Below are 20,690 nucleotides of genomic sequence, written 5' to 3'. Positions count from 1 at the left end.
ATCATCAACTTATGGTAGCCAGCGGTACAAAGAAAACCAATCGGATTTGATTTTCCATACTTCAGGAAAAGTACCAGAATCCTAACGCCCCTGATACGAGGGCCGTCAAGGCCATAGCCAACCAGCGGGAGAAGTATCCGTGGCTCCATTCATCGAGACGAAGCCAGACCGAGATGCCGAGAAGGATCAGCATCGCTAACAGGAGAATGGGCACGGTAGTTTCCAGGCGTTTACGGCTCCGCAGGTAGCGGATTTGTTCGCTGGTGACTTCGATATCAAACTCGACATCGACCAGATGTTCGATCTCTGTTGAGTTGTAGATTTGCTCAAGGCTAGATTGCTTTTCCTCATAGCGAGCGTCCTTTTGGCGGAGGTGCAGGCGGTAAGGAACGACCTCCCAGCTCTCGCGGCGCATGTATTCTTGCCGGATTTCCTCCCAGGTGGGGTAATAATGGAGGGGCGGGTCCAATCCCGCGAACCGTTCCGCCAACATCTCGGCGGCCACGGTAAGGGCATCTTCCTCGGCCTCAACCACGCTACGTCGCGGGATCTCGCTGACCACGCGTTCGCGGATCACGACGGGAGGTCCGGGTCGGGGTAGGGATTTGGGCCGCGGGCTAGCCTCGCGTGTCGCAGGTTGGAGGATCAGAGGCGGTTCGACAGGAGCCGGGAGCAGTTCGCGAGGAAGTGGAGGAGCTTCCTGTTTGCTAAGACCCAAGTTCTGACGTATGTGCCGCCACCAGCGTTCCAGCCGTCCCCCGGATTCGGTTTGCGGGTGGGAGCGGGCATAGGCTATCGCCGCGCCGTAAACAGCGTTTTCAGCGAGTTGTTCCGCTTGCCGCCGGGCTTTTTCCGCTTTCGGCGAGTTGGATCCTCCAGGGGGCGGCAGGCGCTGACAACCGCCGGCCACTCCCAAAGCACCGGCCAGAAGAAGGAGCCAAACCAAGGGCTGCCGTACTCGGTAGAGCGGCAGTTTTGCACCGGCAGAATGGGAAGCGTCAGGTGTCTTCATGGCATTCGACTGTCCATCCCAAGCCGACATCCAGGCACGTTCCTGTCTAGGACGCATTTTGGGGTAAGCGCAAGCGTATCGGTTGCAAGGGTGCGGGGGAAGGCAACTGAGGTTTCCAAGGAGCGCTCCATTGCAGGGCAATGGCAGCGATGACAATCGGGGCAGCGAAGGTGAGGATGCCAGCCAGTTCTCCGAGCGAGAGCAGCAGAAACGCACAGGCCCAAAGGGTAGCAGTCAGCACGCCCCAAATGCGAAAACGTTTTTTACGCTGGGGATTGGTCAAGCGCCACCAGCGGATCGCTCCCATGGTCAGGCCAAAGTAAAGGGCATAACGCAATCCAACTCCGATGAGTTCCGGGCTGAGGCGGTGGCCAGTCGGCAAGACCAAATCGCGGCTCGTTCCCCCCTGGGATGCCTGAGGAATACTCCAACCCTCCAGCCAAGCGCCGAGGAGTCCGACGGCTAAGCCCAAAAGCACTTGCACGCCCCGTCGGCCCCACTCGCGCTGGGCGGAGGGAGGGGTTCTCCCCACCAGAAGGATGCCCCAACTGAGAAGGGTGGACAGCACGAACATTTCCGCCACCACGGTCCAAGGTAGGACGGTGTGGATGAGAGCGGCCGGCAGACTGCACAACAGGCAGATTCCACCGGCCCAGACCATGCTGGTGGATAATTCCCCCAAGCGTTCCCGGAAAATGCCTCGTTTGGATCCTGCCTGCGGTTTCTCCGGCGAAGGCGGGGGCAGCGATTTTTCCCCTGCGGCGGGCTTGATCTCAGGAACCGGCGGAGGGGACGGGATTACTTGCGCTGTCGGCACGGTGGTCTTAGGCGTGGCGATGACCGTGGCGACGGGGACGCGGAGGGGGGGCAGCGGCGTGTCCGTGGACACTTGTTGGCTCTCGAAGACCTTTTCCACCGCCCGCGCAAAGTCGAGCATTGTCTGGTAACGCTTATTTGGGTCCTTATCTAAGGCCCGTGCGATGAGGGGGCGGAGGGGTTCGGGGATCGGAGACAAGTCTGCCGCTTCCATCTGGTGTTTCATGAGGATGTCCACAGGGCTATCGCCATCGAACGGCGGCCGGCCCGCAAGCATCTCATAAAGAATGATGCCGCAGGCGTAGATATCCACGGATCGGCCATAAGTGCCACGGCGAATTTCCGGAGCCATGTAATGAGGTGTGCCGACACCGCTGGTCATGCGTTCGAGTTCCCCGGTGCTGAAACGGCGAGCCAAGCCGTAGTCCCCGATCTTAGGGTGCCCATCTTCGATGAAGATATTGGCGGGTTTCAGGTCCCGATGAACGACCCCCTTATCATGCAGGTAGGCCACCGCTCGGGCGATCGCTTGGAACCATTCCCGCACGAGGCGCCGGGGCAAACCTTGCGGGTATTTCTCAATGAATTGGGCCAAGGATTCGCCAAAAACATATTCCATGATGATCCAGACTTCGCCGTGATTCGTCTCCCGCACATCGTAGAGATGGACCAGATTGGGGTGCTTGTAATTGAGGCAATCCCGGATGCCGCGCCGCTCGCTTTCGGTGGAATGACGGAGGAGTTTGAGGGCGACTTCCTTGCCGCCATCGCTGATGGCGTAATAGACCTCGCCGAAGCCGCCCCGGCCGATACCCCGCTTGATCGTGTAACCTTCGAGAGGTCGATCACCACTGTTGTAGGTGAAACCTGCTGCCATAGATTGGCCTCATCCTTCTGTTCGCCACCCAACACCCCCATTCTCGCAATCAAGATTAACACTCTCAATGGAAGTTATTCGCGGCATCAGGGAAAATCTTCGAGCAAGTCGTCGCTCGCTCAGGAACCTGGGCCAGGTTCCTGGTAGCAACCGTTAGCCGCTCGATTGGGAGGCTTGCTAGAGTCGAGCACGGTGTTCGCCGTTCCAAGAGCTGAGGGTGCGGCTGTGCGCCTGGTTCCCTTTCTATTCACGCGGTCCCCCCCTCGGGGAACACCGAGCTTATTCTGGCTCTCCAGGGGTTCCGCGGCGCAACTACCCACGGTCATTTGTCCATGATACACGGGCTTAGGGAAATCACAACGCCTCAGGTCTCCAGATCACAACCGCTGGAAATTGGCCAGGAGGAATCGATCTTTGCGTGGGGGATCGGGTCGGATTCCCCGGATCAGGATGGTTTGCTCCATTGTTCCCGAAGCTTGTGCCAGGCCGTGTCGATCAGGCGCCGGACTTGCTGGCCGACCTTGGACCAGCGTTCCGTCTCCACTTCGGAGTATACCTGGCGGAGCAGGGCGGCGGCGTGGGCGGCATCGAGGTGGCGGAGTACCGCGGGCCAGAGCTGCTCCCAGATGCCCCACACTTGGCCCGGACGCAAGCCGACGGGGATCACCGCTGCCTCGTCGATGCCCAACTGCCGGGCGACAAGCTGAAGGCATTCGCGGATGGCAGACTCTTTCCGGGTAGGGGTAGACCCCTCGGCAGAGGGCGGCCATTCGGAGGCGGGCGGCAGGAGGTCCACATGGGTTACCACGACGAGTAGCGGCGGGCGGCGGAGGTGTGGCCGGCAAGCAAAGAATTCCTGGTATTTCTGCAACCACTGCGTCTCCCACTGGCGGCCTGGTACCAACGCGGAGGTGACCAGCAACACCAAGTCCGCTTGGGCGATACGGTCCACGGCTTCCTGTAAATCTACGGCGGTGGGGTCTGCCCCGAATCCCGGGGCCTCCACGAGATGCAGGACCTCGCCGGCACGAAGCGCGATCGCCTTTCGCTGTCGATCGGCCGCCGTGAGTTGGCCCGCAGGAAGGGAATCAGCGGCGTCCGGATTCGCTTCTCCTTTTTGTTCCATCGCCTCGGTCCAGGCTGTGATCAAGCGGCTCTTGCCCGCTCCTTGCGGGCCGGTGATGACCACCGTCAGCGCGGCGGGCGCGGGGCTGGCTGCTTCGGCGGCTGCCTCAGCCGTCAAGGGAGTGGAAACAGCGTCTGATGGCGGAGTCGATTTCCCCTCTCGTGGAGCGGCCGGTACAAACTCTGCACCCGGCGTGGCTCCTAACTGCACGCTCGGCCGATCGTGTTGTGCCCTCAGTTCCCGATAGCGCCTGCTCCCCACCTTCAGACGGCCGCTTTGCAACTCAATCAGATAATACCCCAGGCGGTGAATAAACAGCGTATGGAACCAGAGGATCAGATTTTTGCGGGTTTTCTCGAAGAGGGGACTGAGCAGTCCGCGGGCCACTGTGTAGCGGGCGGCGGTGGAGATGGGATCGAATAGAGCGGCTAGCAACCAGTAGGCGTTTTGCCCACGTTGGTACCAATCCCAGACCCTCCGCGCGCGGCGGATGTCCCCAATTCGGATCAGATGGGATGCTGGCACATACTTTTGAACCCAGTCCTGGAGGTCCGAGGCGGCCAGTTCTAGGCAAGTCAATACCTCCGGCAAGGTCAACGGGTCGAATGGATCATCGATCTGCGGGTGATAAACTTGGGCCACCTCACGGGCTACATCCAGGGCCAAGGCCGTGTAATGTTGCGTCGTGCCGAGGGCTTCCCAACTGACGTTTTCGTATTGCTGAGCCTTCGCGAGAACTTTCGCCCACGCTTGTTGATCTTGTTCCGTCCAATAGGACGGCACGGAGCTTGTCGGAAGGGGGAGCTGGCGAGGGCGGCGCGTCCAGCGCCAAGCGAGGAGGTAACCCAGTCCCAATAAACCGAGGAGCACCCACCAGAGCCAGGTTTGCCCGCTGGCCCAGATATGGTATGCCCCTAGCCCGATCAAGATGATCGCGGGGGCGAGGATGAGCAGAATGATTCCGTAAAGTTGCCAGCGGTTCATACTCGTGTTGTAGGCGGTGGGACTTTTCTGTCGCCGGTATTCGGCATTTTTGCTACAACGCTGCTGTCCACCGGGGAGAGGGCTACACATTCCCCAGGACGAACATGTGCGTTGAGAAACCCAGGCCATCACATTGTATTTTTCTCATGGGTGCATTTGCGGAACGGTTGGCGGAAACGGTGCGACAATATGGCCCTCTGTGCGTCGGTTTGGACCCGCGCTGGGAGTGTTTGCCTGCGGATTTGCGCCGCTTCTCGACTGATGGTCCGCTTTTGTTCCAAGCGAGCCAGCAGGTCCGGCAATTTTGCCTGCGCGTCCTGGAATTGACGCGACCGTACAGCGGCGTCGTGAAGTTTCAGTCTGCGTTTTTTGAGCTGCTCGGTCCGGCAGGGATGCAGGTGATGCAAGAGCTGATCCAAACGGCCCGACAGCAAGGATGGTTGATCATCTGGGATGCCAAGCGCGGCGATGTTGCTAGCACAGCCGAGGCTTACGCTGCCGCTGCCTTGACGGGATGGACCCTGAACGGGCAAACTCTGCCGGTATGGGATGCCGATGCCCTGACAGTCAATCCCTATCTGGGGGCTGACGCTCTGGAGCCATTCCTGGCGGCAGCCCGACGCGTCGGACGCGGGGTGTTTGTCCTCGTACGCACAAGCAATCCTGGCGCTGGCCTGTTCCAGGATTTGATATGTGAAGGGCGGCCGCTGTACTCTCATGTCGCGGAGGCGGTGGCTCGATGGAACGCTCCGACCGTGAGCGCCTCCGGTTTGGGGGATGTCGGTGCCGTGGCGGGGGCGACTCATCCGCGCCAATTGGCCGAATTACGGCAGTCGTACCCGCACCTCTGGCTGTTGGTGCCAGGCTACGGAGCGCAAGGAGGCACCGCTGAGGAAATTCGGCAAGCTGCCTTCCGGGACGACGGATTGGGTGCAATCGTCAACAGTTCCCGTGGCGTCGTCTTTCCCTTTCACCCCCACGATCCTGATTGGGAGAGGGCAATCCGCACCGCGGCGGAACAGGCTCAACGGGAGCTAACCGGCCGCTAAGTCCGGCCCTACCTAATCCTCCGCGTGGTTGCAAAAGTGTGGCTTGCCACCCCCGTGTCGGGAACCGCCGGGGTGGGTAAGAGTAAGTATCGATTGAGAGCCAAGTGAGGAGTTGTCCTGAAGGTGCATTACTCCTCGTAGCAATCGCGGTTTGGATCAGAGCATACATCCGGTCCCAAAGGCCCCATGTCCGGACCAATGCTGCGGGCGGACTTGACGCACCAGTAATCGGTGAGGCCGTCCTGGTAATCTGGATCGTTGGCGAATGCTTCCCCGTGGACGGCCATCGCTTTCGATTGCAAGTGCAGGCATCGGGGAGCTAGTACAGGCAGCTTGGGGGTCTGAGATTGGGATTCCATCATGGCTCTGCCTCCGCCTCACAAGGTTCTGATGGACCGGAAAGGCAGCCTTCCTGGCCAGCGCTTTCGTCTTTCCTCAACCCATTGCGGGATGCTTTCCCTGCACCGCTTTGAGAAGTGACCGTACCTGCTCCAGGCGCGGGAATGGGCCGGGCTGTAGTTTTAGTCTGGAGAGCGCCGGTGGCGAGCTGGCGCTGTTACCAGTAGGGTTTGAAACCTGCGGCGAGCAGGATAGCACGTTTGACCGCGGCTTTGAGCATGGGGATTTTGTAAGCATTCTGGCTCAGAGGCCGGGCGCCAGCTACGGCAGCTTCGGCTGCGGCGGTCGCAGTCTTTTCGTTGACTTCCTTGCCTTCGAGTTCCTGGGCGGCTTCGGGGCTGAGCAACGGCACCGGCGCTACGTGGCCCAGGACAATGCGGACCTTGCTCGCCCGATTCCCTGGACCGAGGTGGACGAAGGCGACCGAGGCTTGGACGAGCGGCCAATCCGAAGTTTCCTTCTGTTTGACTTCGTAGCTGGCGTTGGCCAGGCGCGAGCCGCTCGGCAGGGGGACGCCGCCGAACGTGACACTCAGAAGGATTTCATTCGGGGCGAGGGTATGTTCGCGCTGCTCCGGTTTACTTGGAGCCTGGAACATTTTTTCCAAGGGTAGCTCCCGCGTCCCCTTGGGGCCGGCAATCTGGGCCACTGCACCTAAGGCGATGAGAGGCGGGGCCAATGTGGACGGATGAACCATGACGCAGGGGTGCCCCTGCGTGAAGATGGCGTGGAATTGGTTTTCCCCTTCCTGGGCATAGCATTTGCGGCCGCCTTTGAGGAGACACTGGATGTGTTCATCGCGGAAGTACCAGCAGCGGTTGCGTTGGCAGAGGCTGCCGCCGAGGGTGCCCATGTTGCGGATTTGCGGTCCAGCGATCTGGGCTGCCGCGGTGGTGAGCGCGGGGTAATCCCGCAGGAGTTTGCTTTCGGCGATGTCGGCCAATTTCACCCCCGCTCCGACCGTCACCTGGGGCGGGCCGCCGCTGGGGTTGGGAATTGCGCTGATTTCTCGAAAGGGGCCTTGGATAGCGGTCAGGCTGATGACCTTCTGCGGGCTGGAGACATAATCTTTGAGGCGGTCGAGCAGGTCAGTGCCTCCCGCCAAAAGCTCTGCAACGCCCCAGCGTTCCTCCAGCAACGGTAGGGCTTGCTGCACGTGGGTCGGCTGGTAATAGATGAAGTTGTTCATCGAACCTTCCCTCCTTGCGCGAGTGCTTGCAGGACACGCCAGGGAGTCAGCGGCAGGAAGGGAACACGGACACCCAGAGCGTTGAACACCGCATTACCAACGGCAGCCGCGGTCGAGATGACCGGCGGCTCGCCGATACCAATCACTCCCCGTTCGGGCATATCTTGCAGGTGCACGGTGATTTTCGGCATGTCGCCCAAGCCGCCGAGTTTGTAGAACTCCATGTCGGCGTTGAGCTGCCGTCCCGTGGCTCGATCCCGGATGCATTCTTCAAACAGGGCATAGTTGAGGCCCATGATCACGCCGCCGGCCACTTGTGACTCACAGGTGAGGCGGTTGACCACCAAGCCGCAATCCTGCACGGCCACGATGTGGTGGACACGGACCAAGCCAGTTTCCACATCCACGCTCACTTCGGCGACTTGGACGCCGCCGACTTGGCCGCTGGAGATGGTCTCATTGCCGGGTTCGTTGGCGATCCCCAGGCTCCACTCGCCGCGACCGCGGGCTTCTTCCATGCCCAAGCGGGCGCAGAACTCTTTCCAGGGCCACTCCCGGCCGGTCTTGCGATCGACGACCTTCCCCGGTGCGATGGCCAGGTCTGCAGGATTGGCCTGGACCTTCGGCGCGACCTTTTGGAAGAGGTCATCACGGGCTGCCTGAGCGGCCCGCAGGGCCGCCGGCGCTTGGGACGGGCAGGTGGTGCTGCCGCCGCTGCCGGAGGAAAGGCCGAAGCGGCTCTCGCCGATTTCCGTGATGATACTGGCGGGGTCCTGGCCGAGGATTTCTGCAACCACCACGGCGGTGACAGTACGCTGGCCGGTGCCCAAATCCTGGGTCGAGGTGCGCGCCACGATGCTGCCATCGCGGCCAATGATCACGAAGCATTCGTTCGGCTGGCCTGCGGCGAAGCCGCCCCAGGTGTGCAAAGCCATACCGATGCCGTGGCGGTACGGCCCCGTTTGCTTGCCTTGACCGGGCGGATGCCACTTCTCTTTCCAGCCGGAGAGTTGCACGGCAATGTCGATTTGCTCGTTGTAGATGGTGTTGCGCCGGGCGGCCCAGGAATTGGGCGGAGCTTTGGGATTGTTGGGCGGCAGATTCTTCCGCCGGATGATAAGCGGGTCGATACCCAAGCGGGCGGCGAGATCATCGATAGCGAACTCGGTGAGCACGCAGTTTTGCGGATGGCCCGGCGCCCGCATCGCTCGCGCCGCTCCGGCATTGATGTACACCACCGCGTGGGAACGCTTCCAGTTCGGAATGGCGTCCGTGTACACATAAGGCAGAAGATTGAGATTGACCGTGGCGCCGCCGGTGTAGCCGGGCGTGCCGTAGCAATCCACGGCATAGGCGGTGATGGTGCCATCTTTTTTGCCGCCGATTTTGACGGTGCCGATAGCGCTGGGGCGATTGCCCGCTGTGGTGATCTCGGCTTCGCGGTCGAGCATGATTTTCACGGGTGCACCGGCCCGGCGAGCCAGTTCTGCCGCTGCGAATCCTTGCACATCAGGCCCGAATTTACTGCCGAAGCCCCCGCCCATGTAGTGGGTGATGCAATTGACACGGGCGGCTGGCAGGCCGAAGCGGGCGGCAAGCTGTTGGGCCGTTGCTACGGTCGCCTGGGTGGAAGCCCAGACAGTCAGACCGCCATCCGCTGTCCACTCCGCCACGAGGCCATGAGATTCGAGGCATTGGTGCGAGATCACCGGCACGCCGTAGGTGGCCTCCACCACCGCGTCCGCTTCCCGGAAGCCCGCTTCCACATCTCCCTGCGTCGCGGCCTTCCCCTCGCTGTAGTTGCTCGGAGCTGGAACAGTCCGCTTCTTGCGGTCCTTGAGCACCTCGTCTTCGTGCACGACGTGTTCGAGGACCTCATACTCGACCCGCAGGGCGCGGGCGGCATCGCGTGCATGCTCCTCGGTATCGGCGGCGACGGCGGCAATCTCCTCCCCGGCAAAAAACAACTCCCGCCCCACTGCGTCCTGCTCGGCCTCGATGGTCACCCGGTCCCCGACTTGCACTTCCCGCAGCGGGACTAACTTGTTGTTCTTGATGATGACGACTCGGTCGTCCACGGTGACCGTGAAGCGCTCCTCCTTGACCTTTTTCTTGCCGGCGGGGGTGCAGGTGACCTTGTTCCCGTCCACCGCTACCACGATGCCGTCGCGGCTGACTCCGATGATGGTCAAGGCCCGGAAACCCGGAGACTTGCGAGTAGCGCTGCTGTCAATGGCCTTGATGCGAGCGTGGGCGTAAGGACAGCGGACAATCACCCCATGCAGCATGCCGGGGCGGTTGATGTCATAGGTGTACTTGGCTAGTCCAGTGGCTTTGGCCGGTCCGTCGAGTCGGCTTACCTTGCTTCCCAGGACGCGTCGTTGCTTTGGCCAACCTTCTACCATGGCTCAGCCCCCTTTCCGCACCAATTGGACGATGGCTTGACGCATCTGCTCATAGGTGCCGCAACGGCAGATGTTCCCGGCGACGGCGGCTTCGAGTTCCGCTTCCGTCGCTTGCGGGTTCTTGTCCAAGGCGGCTCGCAGGGCCACCACAAACCCCGGCGTGCAGAAACCGCACTGCTGCGCATCGCAGCGGACGAAGGCTTGGGGCACGGGATCGAGGCGGTTCCCCACGATCAAACTCTCCGCCGTTCGGATATCTTTGCCTCGAGCTTCGAGTGCCAACAGGGTGCAGGAATAAACCGGCCGGCCATCCACCATGACTGTGCAGGCCCCGCAGGTGCCCCGATCGCACACCCGCTTGCAGCCGGTCACATCCAGATAGTTCCGCAGCGCATCCAGGAGAGTGACCCGCGGTTCGACCTGAGCAGTCAGCTTCCGGCCGTTGACCAGCAGTTCGATCCGCACCGGACCCGGACCAAAGGCCACGGCTGCGTCCCGTGCCGCTGGAGCCTGCTCCGCCGCCAAGTCGGCTGTCAATCGGCTGGCCGCTGCTGCTGCCAAACCGCTGCCTGTGAGGAACCCCCGACGGGTGATCCCGCCTCGACCGGAACCTGTTGCTTCGCTCATGATCCACCACCCCATGAATGCCGCAGGATTCCCAAAACCGTTTTCTCCCTCTGCGGCGAAGGCCGATTGTAACCGCTCGGTCCGCCTCGTGCAAGGACCTGTTCCAAATTTTTTCCGGATTCGCGATCATGGTTTTCCCTCCGTTCTCTGATGCAATCCAGGCCGGGATGCCGCCTGCAAGGTTGCGACTGGGTGCTCAGATACCTGGTCTCAAACCTTGGAGCTGGAGAGGTACTCGACGCTGCGGCGGTATCCGGGCGGACCGCCAAGCGTCCTGGGGGAGATCGCTCCCCCGAAGCCCTCCGCTCTCTTGACTGAAAATATGTACCATAAATCTGGAAAAGTCAAATCGAAGTGTTCAATTTTTCATATTTTTCTCATTTGTCAAGGAAGCGAGGACTTCGGGCTTGAGCGGCTGACGGTGGACAAGGCGGAGCTAAACCGCGGCAGAAGGGGTTCGGAGGATAATGACGGGAGGGTCGGGCAACGTGGGCAGGAGCGCCGGACGCAGCCGTGGGACAGGGGGGTGAGGCCGGAGCGGCCAGAGTTGGGACAAAGGGCATCGTGACTTCCTGGCGGTGCTTACTTCCGCGTCTTTTGCCCGGCGAGGAAGTAGGCGGCCAGGGCGCGGTGCAGGGCGAGGTAGGCTGGTTCACTGCCAGTAGGTGCGGCGTCGAAGCGGAGTTGATGCTTGAGCATGTGCTGGGTCAAATCAGCGACATTAGCGCCGAGGGTGTTCCAATTCGGGTTCCAGAGGCGGGAAAGGTTTTCGCTTTTGAGGGTCCGCAAGGCATTATGGAATTGATTGAGGAAGCGACGGGCGGCGGCGGCCTCGTCGAAGGAAAGATTGCGGATGAAGGGAGCGGCTGCCTGTTCCAAACGGAGCAAAGTGTTTTCCAATTGGGCGATGGCGGCGCGATCGGGGGATTTGCCAGCGAGCAGCGGGAGGGCCACAGCGGCGAAGTCACGCTCCAGGGTCTCCTTGAGAGGCCGGAGCGGCTCCTGTTCGAACACCTCCGGGAAGGGGAGCCGCCCAGATAGCCGGGCCAAATTCAGCAGCTCCCCTTTGGGCGTGGCGAAGCGGATCTCTTGCAGCAATTGAGGGGGAAGGAAAGCGTTGGCCGGCTCCGCCGCACGGGTGTCGATGGTGGGTAGAGCTTGCAGGAGGGTGTTGAGGGCTTGTCCCGAAGTGATGAGTTGATCGTCTTCCGGGGTCAGGGCCTGGATCAGGGCTTGAGCAGGCGGGGGTGGCGGAAGGCCGGGACGCGGAGACGGAGCTGCCTTTTCGTAACTGGCCTGAGCGGCGATGATCCGCTGGGCGGCCTCGGGATCGTCCCGCACGCGCAGGGCCTCCGCTTGGGCCGCCTGGAACGCCCGTTGCGTGGCCAAGGCCGCGGCGGAACTTGCGGAACCGCTCATGTAGCCACTCGGGGTTGGCACACCAGGCGCCACGGACCACCAACTGTATGGCACGGGCCGGCCCATGTTCGGCGAAAAAAGTTGCGGCGCGCGGGTGTACGGCACCGTCACCCCCACAAAAGTCCGACCATACACCGTGGGAACGGTGGTGCCCAGATAAAACTGATACCGGTAGGCCGGATGCTGATAAAGCGGGTTCGGCGGGATGAGCGCGGGGGTGGGATACTGAGCCGAGACCGGAGCCAGCAGGATCAAAGCCCCACCCAAAGCGGCCAAAGATAAGCGGGCGGACATGGAACACCCTCCGCAGAGATCAGGACTGAGGGAGTACGGCGCTGTGTCCAGAACTAGTCAGGGCGGTACCCCATAACTAATGGCATTCTACCGCTCTTTTCCTGGTGACGGAAGTGATGGCGGAGGGAGAAGTTGTTTCCACTGGTCACGCACACGGAGGGCGTCCTCCCGGCTGCCAGCGGGTTTGTAGGGGAAGCGCTGGGCTTCCGGCAGCAGGCGCAGCAGATGCCAGGCCGCGAGATTCCGCAGGGTCGCCTTTTCGTGGGTGAGATAGTCGAGGAGGACCTGGTAGGTTTCCGTTTGACGCAGGTCATCTTCCGAAAAGCCGAGCAGCAGTTGGAGGAAGATACGTCCTTCCGCGGGGGCGTATTGCTGCCGGGTGAGCAGGAAGTCGTAGAGGAACTGGTCGTGATTCGGCTGGCGGGCGATCCAGTGCCGCAGGAGAGTGACGCAGAGGTCCCACTCGTCTTTGGTCGCGGGGGCGTTGAGGGTTTGTTCCAAATGCTCTAAGACATCGAGGGCTTGAGCCACATGCAGGGCGACGAGGCGCGGGAGCAGTTCCTTAGCTGTGGCGAAGCGGGTGAGGGCCTGGTCCGGCTCGCGGGCAAAGAGCTGTCGGAAGCGGTCGAAGGTCTCGGCCAGGGCGCGGGCGGGGGGAGTCAGGGGACGCTGAGGGTCCGCCCAGGGGGGTAGTTGTTCCAGCTTACGGGCGACACGGGGCGGATCGTGGAGGCTATCCCAGCGGAGTTCCGCGGGACCCGGAGGCGCGGTGAGGGCCAGTGCGACCCCTCCCACATCCACCGTGGCCTGACCTTTGAGGACGACCAGCAGAGCCGTAGCGACCGGGGTGGCGGAACCGGGTCGGTTCATTTTCCGCGGTTGGAAGCGAGTGCCGGCGGGCCAGCGGCTGCTCAGGTCCAGCAGGAGCCGGGTTTCCGGGGTTTCCAACGCGATGGTCCAGGTCTGGTTCCAGAAACGCAGGCGACAGGTGGCGGCCCCTTCCGCGGCGGTGTTTCCTACAACTAAGCGGCCGGATTCCAGCGTCACGTCCAGGTCCACCTCCTCCGCCGGGTGCAGAACGCAGACCGTGTCGTAGATGGGGGCGGGAGCATCCCCGAATAGATCGCCGGGAAAAGCAAGGGCAATGCGGCCGTTTTTACTGACCAGGCTGGCACCGGGGAAAGCCACAAGGCGGTCGGTGGAGTGAATGTCGGCTTCCGCGGGGAGCGGCCGGTATTCTGTGCCGGTGGCCAAGCGGGAGGCGAAGCTACCCGCTGCGGATAGGACGCGGGCCACCGCCAGGCGACGCGGCTGGGATGAGGGCGGCTGGGCGGCTGCGCTGGCACCGCCCGGCGGGGACGGAGTGAGAACTAGCCCACACCCCATGACCACAAGGGCAGCGGCGATCAATCCTGGTTGCGACATGGCCATCTCCAGAAGGGATGATGGGCAGTGAAACTCCCTCGGTGAAACTTCCGCTCCTGAGTGCTGGTGCTGGCGCAGCTCGCAGGGATTCAGGAATCGATCACGATGACGATTTTACCCGTGAGCGTCCCGCTTTTGCCGAGGGTGTTTTCCTCCTGCAGACGGTGGGCAGCGGCGGTTTCCTGCAGGGGGAAGCGGCGGCCAATGATCGCCCGGAGCTGCCCGTTGGCCAGCCAGCGGTTGATGTCCTCGGCACAGACACGCTGCTCATCCGCTGTCATATTGAACATGGCGAAGCCGAAGAGCGAAAGATTTTTGACGTAGAACGGTCCGTTGGGGAAGACAGGGCGGGCTTGCCGGCCCGCCATGACAATGATGCGCCCGCGCGGAGCGGTCAGCTCCACCGTGCGGTCCAGGTCCGTCGGAGGTTGAGTTTCGTACCAGACATGGACGCCTCGGCCTCCCGTTGCTTCGCGGATGATGTTGGCGACGTCCTCTTGTTTGTAAAGGGCCACCACATCGGCTCCCAGCTCGCGCGCCAAGGCGGCCTTTTCCGGACTGCCTGCCGTGGTGATGACCCGCGCCCCCACCGCTTTGGCCATCTGCACGACCATCGAACCCACTCCGCCCGTACCGCCATTGACGAAGACCCACTCCCCGGCTTGCAAGTGGGCGCGGTGAAACAACCCCAGATGCGCGGTGATGCCCACCAAAGCGGCGGCGGCTGCCTGCTCCTCGCTGACACCCTCCGGGATCGGATAGGCCCAATCCTGATCCACGCAGACGTACTCCGCGCAGGTTCCCTGCCGGCCCAGCAAGCCTTGATTGGACCCCCACACCCGATCCCCCACGCGGAAGCGGGACACATCCGGTCCGACTGCTTCCACCACGCCGGCAAAATCGGTGCCGGTGATCGCCACGGGCTGTGGCAGGGGCATCGGCGCTGTTCCCCGCCGGATGTACGTATCGATCGGATTGATCGCCGCCACACGCACCCGCACCAATATTTGGCCGCTTTGAGGTTGGGGCGTGGGCACTTCGCCCACTTCGATCACTTCCGGTTCGCCGGTCTGGCGGAAATAGGCGGCTCGCATCTCGGAAACCTCCTCCTTGTCTCCCGCTTCGCTTCGGGTGGTCCGCAGGACGTTTCAACTTTCTCGCACTTCCTTCCCGCGGAGGAACCGGTGTCCCTCATCTCCCCAGCTTCTCCCTGGAATCGGGGAAGAGGGTGCAGAGTGCTGCGGTTATGATAGTCTGGCATAGGGACCCTTGCGACGCTTTCTGGAGTCAAGACGGGCAGTCTCCGAGGTCAAAGTGGTCCGGTGGTAGGGCAGCCCCGGTATCGGCAAGCGGAGCGATTAGGCAGGCATTGGTATCGGTGGGCTGGGTACCGATGGATCAAAGTCGGTGGCCCAATCGAAGCACGGGGGAGGGAGGATGGGGCTTAGTGATGTGTGATGCGAAACCGGAATCCACCAGCCGTCGCCTATCCGGGCGGGGGTATTGTTACAATCTGATCCCAAGAGCGGTCGAAAATCGGATAAAATAGTATGAGATCACCCCATCTCTCTTTCGGGAGGTCCTCTCCATGCAAGCAGGCGGAACGCTCATCGAGTACGGTCAGCCGATCGATCCGGAGGTGATGGTCAAGCCGCCGGATATGGCGGAGTTTGCCTTGGACCCCGGCCATCCGGGAGAGCATGACAGCGCCTATGTGGAGCGGCGGCGCGAGTTGTTCTACTTGTGCCGCAAGCACCGGCTGGAGAATCTCGGCCCGCCGTGGATCGAGTACACGGAGGAAGAGACGCGCATCTGGCGCGAGGTGGCGCCGCGGCTCGACGAGTTGCACCGCAAGTACGCCTGCTCCATTTACCTTAAGGCCAAGGATGCTTTGGCGATCACCCAGGATGAGATTCCGCAACTGCGGCCCATCAGCGAGCGGCTCCAACGCGAGACGCGGATGCATTTGGTGCCTGCGGAGGGAGCGCTGCCCTACCGGACCTTCTACGAGTACATCGCCCGCCGGGGCTTTCCGGTCACGCAGTTCATCCGCCACGGCTCGCATCCTGAGTTTACGCCCGAACCGGATATGATCCACGATTGCCTGGGCCACGTCCCGCCGCTGATGAATCAAGATTACGCGGAGCTGCTGGTGCTCATTGGCCGGGCTGCCGCCACCGCGGAGAAGGGGGAACACGTCCTGGCCTTGAAACGCTTCAGTTGGTTCAGCATCGAGTTTGGCCTGATGGAAGAGCAGGGGGAGGTCAAAATCTTTGGCGCCGGCATCCTGTCGAGCTTTGGCGAAATCCCCCATGCGATGTTCTCGCGGGAGGTGACCCGCCGTCCCTTCGTCACCGACATGGTGATCGAGACGGACTACGACCCCACGCAAATGCAGAAAGATTTCTTCATCGCCCCGTCGTTTGCCTTCCTGCGCGAGGAATTGACGCAGTTGATCCGCCGGTTGAACATCCCCGTCCTGCCCGACTGAGTGACTCCGTGGAAGTGCTGGAGGAGGAGGAGGCGGTATGAGGACGGCGGGACTGTGGCGTCCCAAGAGTGCTAACTGGCGGTGTCTCACGGGTGGCTATGGTGGACGAGGCTGAAGTCGCTCGGCGGCAAAAGTTCGAGCTGGGCCAAGGATTGGTCGAAGGAACGAGGCCAAAAGGGGTTGAGCCATAATGGAGAAGGAAGATCAAGGCCGGAAAAATCGATGGGAACGGCCAATTCGGAAAAGAACAGTGCCCATCCGTGGGAGGAGGTCCGATGAGTGACATTGTGCTCCGCCGGATTGACCATGTCCGCTTTTTCGTCGGCAATGCCCGGCAATCGGCCTTTTTCTACCGGAACGCCTTCGGGTTTGATGTGGTTGCTTATGCCGGTCTGGAGACGAAGGTGCGCCATGAAGCCGGGTATGTCCTCCGACAGGGGGAAATTACTTTCGTGCTGACCTCGCCGCTTTCCGCCCAGCATCCGGAGAGCTACCGTCTGGTGCAGCATGGCGACGGGGTCATGGACATCGCCTTCGAGGTGCCGGATGTGCGGCAGGCGTTTGCTGAAGCGGTGCGCCGCGGGGCCAAGCCAGTCCAGGAACCGCAGGCGCTGGAGGATGAATTCGGCGTCTTCGAGATCGCCACGATCGCCACCTATGGAGACACCCGGCACAGCTTCGTCAATCGGGACCGCTATCGCGGGGTGTTCGCTCCCGGTTTCCGCCCGATCGATCCGGAACGCTACCAGCCGTCTACGCGTCGGCCCGTGGGCTTGGTCGCCATCGACCACATTGTCGGCAATGTCGAAGAAGGCAAGATGAACGAATGGGTGGCCTGGTATCGGGACGTGCTGGGATTCACCCAGTTGATCTCCTTCGACGACAAAGACATTTCCACGGAGTATTCCGCGCTTATGTCCAAGGTCATGCAGAACGGCAGTGGGCGGATCAAGTTCCCGATCAACGAGCCGGCGAAGGGAAAGCGGCGGAGCCAGATTGAGGAGTATTTGCAATTCTACGGTGGTCCTGGTGTGCAACATATCGCCCTGTTGACCGGGGACATTATCCAGACAGTACGGGCCATGCGAGCCAATGATGTCTCCTTCCTACGGGTGCCGAAAACCTACTACGAAGCCTTGCCGCAGCGGGTCGGTGCGATTCAGGAAAACATCGCCGAGCTAGCCGAATTGGGCATCCTGGTGGATCGGGACGACGAAGGGTACATGTTGCAGATTTTCACCAAGCCGGTCTGCGACCGCCCAACGTTGTTTTTCGAGGTGATCCAGCGGCGGGGCGCTCGGAGCTTCGGCAAGGGCAACTTCAAGGCCCTCTTCGAGGCCATCGAGCGGGAACAAGCCCTGCGGGGAACCTTGTGAGCGTTTCCGGCGCGGTTTGAGGCGGTGGGGGCCGGATGGTGGTGGCGGATAGTGGGGCACAGGTCCCATCGAGCGGTTGGAACACGAGGGGCGTCTATGCCCGCACCTTTTACCGTAGCATCGATTCGGGATTTCTACGCATTTGAGGAGCACGTGCGGACCTGCCGGGCACACCGGGGTTTGGACATGGTGCCGCAGTGGTACCAGGTGCCGGTGTTTTACTTTTCCAATCCGGCCGCTGTGATCGGAGATGGAGACCCGGTTTGGGCACCGCGGGGAAGCCAGGAGCTGGATTACGAGCTGGAATTGGCCGCAGTGGTGGCCCGGCCCGCCCGGGATCTGCCCGCGGATGACACCGCTTTGGAGTGCCTCGCCGGTTTCACCATCATGAACGACTGGAGTGCCCGCGATCTGCAACGGGTGGAAATGGCTGTGGGCTTGGGGCCAAGCAAAAGCAAGGACTTTGCCACCAGTCTGGGGCCGCGCATCGTGCCGCTCGAAGAGTTGCGGGACCGCTATCGGGAGGGCCGGCTGCATTTGGAGATGGCGGCATGGGTTAACGGGCGGCGCTATTCCCACGGCAATGCCGGAAGTATGTACTGGACCTGGCCGCAACTTCTGGCGCATGCGAGCCGCGATACCGAATTGCGGCCCGGCGATGTCCTCGGCTCCGGCACAGTGGGCAGCGGCTGTATCCTGGAGTTGACCCCCCAAGCCGTCGGCGGTTGGCTCCGGCCGGGCGATGTGGTCGAACTCACCATCGAACGACTCGGTTGCTTGCGCAATGTCGTGGTGGAGCATCCCTGAAGTTGGGATAGTGCGGCTAAGCATCGGTTCCCACGCCGAGGCCGCTTGACTGCTGCAGGAAGCATGCGAAGCCGGGGGCAGAGGAGAATTGCCGCGTCGACTTCGAGGGGGGAAGAGACGATGCCTTACTATCGCAGATTGGGGCAGATTCCCAAGAAGCGGCACATCGCCCATCGCACGCAACCCGGATTCCGCCAGGAGGGGATTTTTTACGAAGAAGTCCTGACGCGTGCCGGTTTCAGTCGGGCCTATACGATCCTTTACCACCGTCGGCCGCCGACACGGGTGCGGGAAGTCGCCGCGGCCGGGCGCTGTGCGGTGGAGCGAGTCGCGGAGGCAGTGCTGCGTCACCACCACCTGCGCACCGGCCATTTACCCCGCCAGGGAGACCCCATTTCCGGGCGCGTCCCCCTGCTGACCAACGACGACGTGACCCTGTGGCGTTGCCGCCCCGCTTTGCCCCAAACGGAATGGTTCCGCAACGCCGCCGCCGATGAGATTCTCTTCGTCCATCAGGGCCAAGGCGTGCTGCAATCTACCCTGGGACTTTTGCCGTTCCGGGACTGCGATTACATTGTCATTCCCCGCGGCCTCCTCTGGCGGCTGGAAGTGGCCCATCCGGCCTCCCTCGATCTGCTCGTCATAGAGTCCCGCGGCTTGGTCGATTTCCCGGTGCGCTATCGCAACGCGGACGGCCAGTTCAAGCTCGGAGCGCCCTTTTGCGAGCGGGATGTGCATGGGCCGGAGGCGCTCTTGGATCACGGCGACGCCGGGGCGGAACAGGCAACAACGGTCCTGATCAAAGACGGAGAGCGGCTCACCCGCTACACCCTCGCCGATGACCCCTGCGATGTCGTCGGCTGGGATGGCTACGTGTATCCCTTCACCTTCAATGCCGAAGATTTTGAACCGATCACAGGCACCGTCCATCAACCGCCGCCGGTCCATCAGACCTTTGAAGGGGAGGGTTTCGTCGTGTGCACTTTCGCGCCACGGCTGCTCGATACCCATCCCGAAGCGATCAAGGTGCCCTATGCCCACAGCAATGTGGAGAGCGATGAGGTGCTTTATTATGTGCGGGGCCGGTTCAGCAGCCGCCGGGGAATCGAGGAAGGCTCGATCACTTTGCATCCTCACGGCATTCCGCATGGCCCGCATCCGGGCACTATCGCGGCCAGCCGGGATCTCCACCGCACCGACGAACTCGCCGTGATGGTCGATACCTTCCGCCCGCTCTTCCTCACCCCCCAGGCCCTCCAGTACGACGATCCCCAGTATCCGTACTCTTGGTTGGACTAAGCCTTGTCCGTACTCTTGGTTGGACTAAGCCTTGTCCGTACTCTTGGTTGGACTAGGCCTTGGAGGAGCTGCCGGCGGGCCGACTGCCGGGGTCTAGTGCTGGGGCGTCCAGGGGGCCATGAGCGGTGGTTGAGGCAGGGTTGGCGCTCGAAGTTGAGCCAGCTCCAGAGGCGGCGAGGGGGGCTGAGGGGGTGGAAGGCACCATCTGTGGGGTCCGCGGAGGTGCTGCGGCTGGGGTTTCGCCCGGCGATTCCGCCTTCTCCGGAGGTGACCAGAAAAAGGCGTGGAAAAAGAGCAAGGTCGCTCCGCAGACCAGGCAGCAGTCCGCGACATTGAACACCGGCCAGTTGATCTTGTAGAAGTAGAGGAAATCCCGCACGCCGCCGAAGACGAGGCGATCGTAAAAATTGCCGAGCGTTCCGGCGAGGATCAAGCCCAGGGCCACGGAAAGCCAACGGTCCGAAGCGACGGAACGTAGGCAGCCCCAGACGAGAATAACCAGAGCCGCCGCCCCGCTGATCGCCAGGAAAATGAGGTTGGCCCGCTCCCGGTGGGACTGTCCCATCCCAAACAGGGCACCATGATTGACCCGCGGCATGACGGGGGCATTCCACCGCTGCAAAGGTTCGCGCCAGTCCGTAGCAAATGGTTCTGTGGGATCAAACTGGGCGATGAATTGGAACCAGCCAGGGACGAGGTCGTAGCTATTCCCCAATCCGTCGGCCCAGACCCCCTCGCCATAAAGCCAGCGGAAGACGGCATATTTGCTGGCCTGATCTGCCGCCAGACCCAGGCACGCCAAGCTCAGGAATAACCAGCGAAAACTGGAAGAACCCATAGGTGGGCCATCTCCGCCGCCAAGGGATAAGGGTTCCAACGCTTCCCATTCGCCCTCCTGGTGGACACCCGCCAGTCGGAATCAGCTCAGAACAAGCGTCGGACACTCCAGGAAAGCACGGGCCGCTGCCTGTCACGTTAGACAGATTTTCCACTTTGGTCAAGCAAGACTGGGCGGCGGGACGGGGTGTGCGGAATGGACCGTTTCCTATGAGCTTGCGGAATCGATCGATCGGTCGGGGTTTGAACAGTTTTCAG

The 20,690-nt window shown here is 61.9% G+C and carries 16 protein-coding genes; 5 read left to right on the top strand and 11 right to left on the bottom strand.

The window, feature by feature from the left end:
• Positions 1–61: 61 nt before the first annotated feature.
• The 3 genes from H0921_RS02660 to H0921_RS02650 all read right to left on the bottom strand — a co-directional run bounded on the left by H0921_RS02660 (position 62) and on the right by H0921_RS02650 (position 4,815).
• Positions 62–1,012: a hypothetical protein gene (locus tag H0921_RS02660; protein WP_194536458.1), complete on the bottom strand. Its 951-nt coding sequence runs from the start codon at positions 1,010–1,012 to the stop codon at positions 62–64.
• 46 nt (positions 1,013–1,058) lie between these two features.
• Complete coding sequence (locus H0921_RS02655; protein WP_194536457.1) at positions 1,059–2,705, bottom strand: serine/threonine-protein kinase; 1,647 nt, start codon at positions 2,703–2,705, stop codon at positions 1,059–1,061.
• 445 nt (positions 2,706–3,150) lie between these two features.
• Positions 3,151–4,815 (bottom strand): GTPase, encoded by a 1,665-nt coding sequence (locus tag H0921_RS02650; RefSeq protein WP_194536456.1) that lies wholly within the window; start codon positions 4,813–4,815, stop codon positions 3,151–3,153.
• Positions 4,816–4,961: 146 nt separating this feature from the next.
• On the opposite strand from H0921_RS02650, the gene pyrF reads away from it, so the two are divergent.
• Entirely contained in the window at positions 4,962–5,864 is a 903-nt protein-coding gene (gene pyrF / locus H0921_RS02645; protein ID WP_194536455.1) for an orotidine-5'-phosphate decarboxylase, read from the top strand.
• Positions 5,865–5,992: 128 nt separating this feature from the next.
• On the opposite strand, the gene H0921_RS02640 is transcribed toward pyrF, so the two are convergent.
• The 7 genes from H0921_RS02640 to H0921_RS02610 form a co-directional block, all read right to left on the bottom strand.
• Positions 5,993–6,226 (bottom strand): hypothetical protein, encoded by a 234-nt coding sequence (locus H0921_RS02640; protein WP_194536454.1) that lies wholly within the window; start codon positions 6,224–6,226, stop codon positions 5,993–5,995.
• 194 nt (positions 6,227–6,420) lie between these two features.
• Positions 6,421–7,452 (bottom strand): FAD binding domain-containing protein, encoded by a 1,032-nt coding sequence (locus H0921_RS02635; protein ID WP_194536453.1) that lies wholly within the window; start codon positions 7,450–7,452, stop codon positions 6,421–6,423.
• Positions 7,449–9,857: a xanthine dehydrogenase family protein molybdopterin-binding subunit gene (locus H0921_RS02630; RefSeq protein ID WP_194536452.1), complete on the bottom strand. Its 2,409-nt coding sequence runs from the start codon at positions 9,855–9,857 to the stop codon at positions 7,449–7,451. Before H0921_RS02630 ends, H0921_RS02635 begins: the two co-directional genes overlap by 4 nt.
• Positions 9,858–9,860: 3 nt before the next feature.
• A complete protein-coding gene (locus H0921_RS02625; protein ID WP_194536451.1) occupies positions 9,861–10,484 on the bottom strand; it encodes a (2Fe-2S)-binding protein in 624 nt (207 codons plus the stop codon).
• A 582-nt stretch (positions 10,485–11,066) separates the two neighbouring features.
• Complete coding sequence (locus tag H0921_RS02620; protein ID WP_194536450.1) at positions 11,067–12,197, bottom strand: hypothetical protein; 1,131 nt, start codon at positions 12,195–12,197, stop codon at positions 11,067–11,069.
• A gap of 87 nt (positions 12,198–12,284) precedes the next feature.
• Positions 12,285–13,622 (bottom strand): hypothetical protein, encoded by a 1,338-nt coding sequence (locus H0921_RS02615; RefSeq protein WP_194536449.1) that lies wholly within the window; start codon positions 13,620–13,622, stop codon positions 12,285–12,287.
• Between the two features lie 89 nt (positions 13,623–13,711).
• Positions 13,712–14,716, bottom strand: coding sequence for an NADPH:quinone reductase (locus H0921_RS02610; RefSeq protein ID WP_194536448.1), 1,005 nt, complete (start codon positions 14,714–14,716; stop codon positions 13,712–13,714).
• Positions 14,717–15,210: 494 nt separating this feature from the next.
• Between H0921_RS02610 and H0921_RS02605 the strand changes: the two genes are divergently transcribed.
• From H0921_RS02605 to H0921_RS02590, 4 genes are all read left to right on the top strand, one after another.
• Entirely contained in the window at positions 15,211–16,113 is a 903-nt protein-coding gene (locus tag H0921_RS02605; protein WP_194536447.1) for a phenylalanine 4-monooxygenase, read from the top strand.
• Between the two features lie 275 nt (positions 16,114–16,388).
• Positions 16,389–17,489: a 4-hydroxyphenylpyruvate dioxygenase gene (hppD, locus tag H0921_RS02600; RefSeq protein ID WP_194536446.1), complete on the top strand. Its 1,101-nt coding sequence runs from the start codon at positions 16,389–16,391 to the stop codon at positions 17,487–17,489.
• Positions 17,490–17,585: 96 nt separating this feature from the next.
• On the top strand, positions 17,586–18,296 hold the full coding sequence (locus H0921_RS02595; RefSeq protein ID WP_194536445.1) for a fumarylacetoacetate hydrolase family protein: 711 nt from the start codon (positions 17,586–17,588) through the stop codon (positions 18,294–18,296).
• A 120-nt stretch (positions 18,297–18,416) separates the two neighbouring features.
• Positions 18,417–19,595, top strand: coding sequence for a homogentisate 1,2-dioxygenase (locus H0921_RS02590; protein WP_194536444.1), 1,179 nt, complete (start codon positions 18,417–18,419; stop codon positions 19,593–19,595).
• 52 nt (positions 19,596–19,647) lie between these two features.
• On the opposite strand, the gene lspA is transcribed toward H0921_RS02590, so the two are convergent.
• Complete coding sequence (lspA, locus tag H0921_RS02585) at positions 19,648–20,433, bottom strand: signal peptidase II (RefSeq protein ID WP_194536443.1); 786 nt, start codon at positions 20,431–20,433, stop codon at positions 19,648–19,650.
• Between the last annotated feature and the right edge of the window lie 257 nt (positions 20,434–20,690).

This window comes from Thermogemmata fonticola (assembly GCF_013694095.1).
Lineage (GTDB): Bacteria > Planctomycetota > Planctomycetia > Gemmatales > Gemmataceae > Thermogemmata > Thermogemmata fonticola.
Note: the sequence above shows the minus strand (reverse complement) of the source record. Positions and strands in the feature narration are given on the sequence as shown.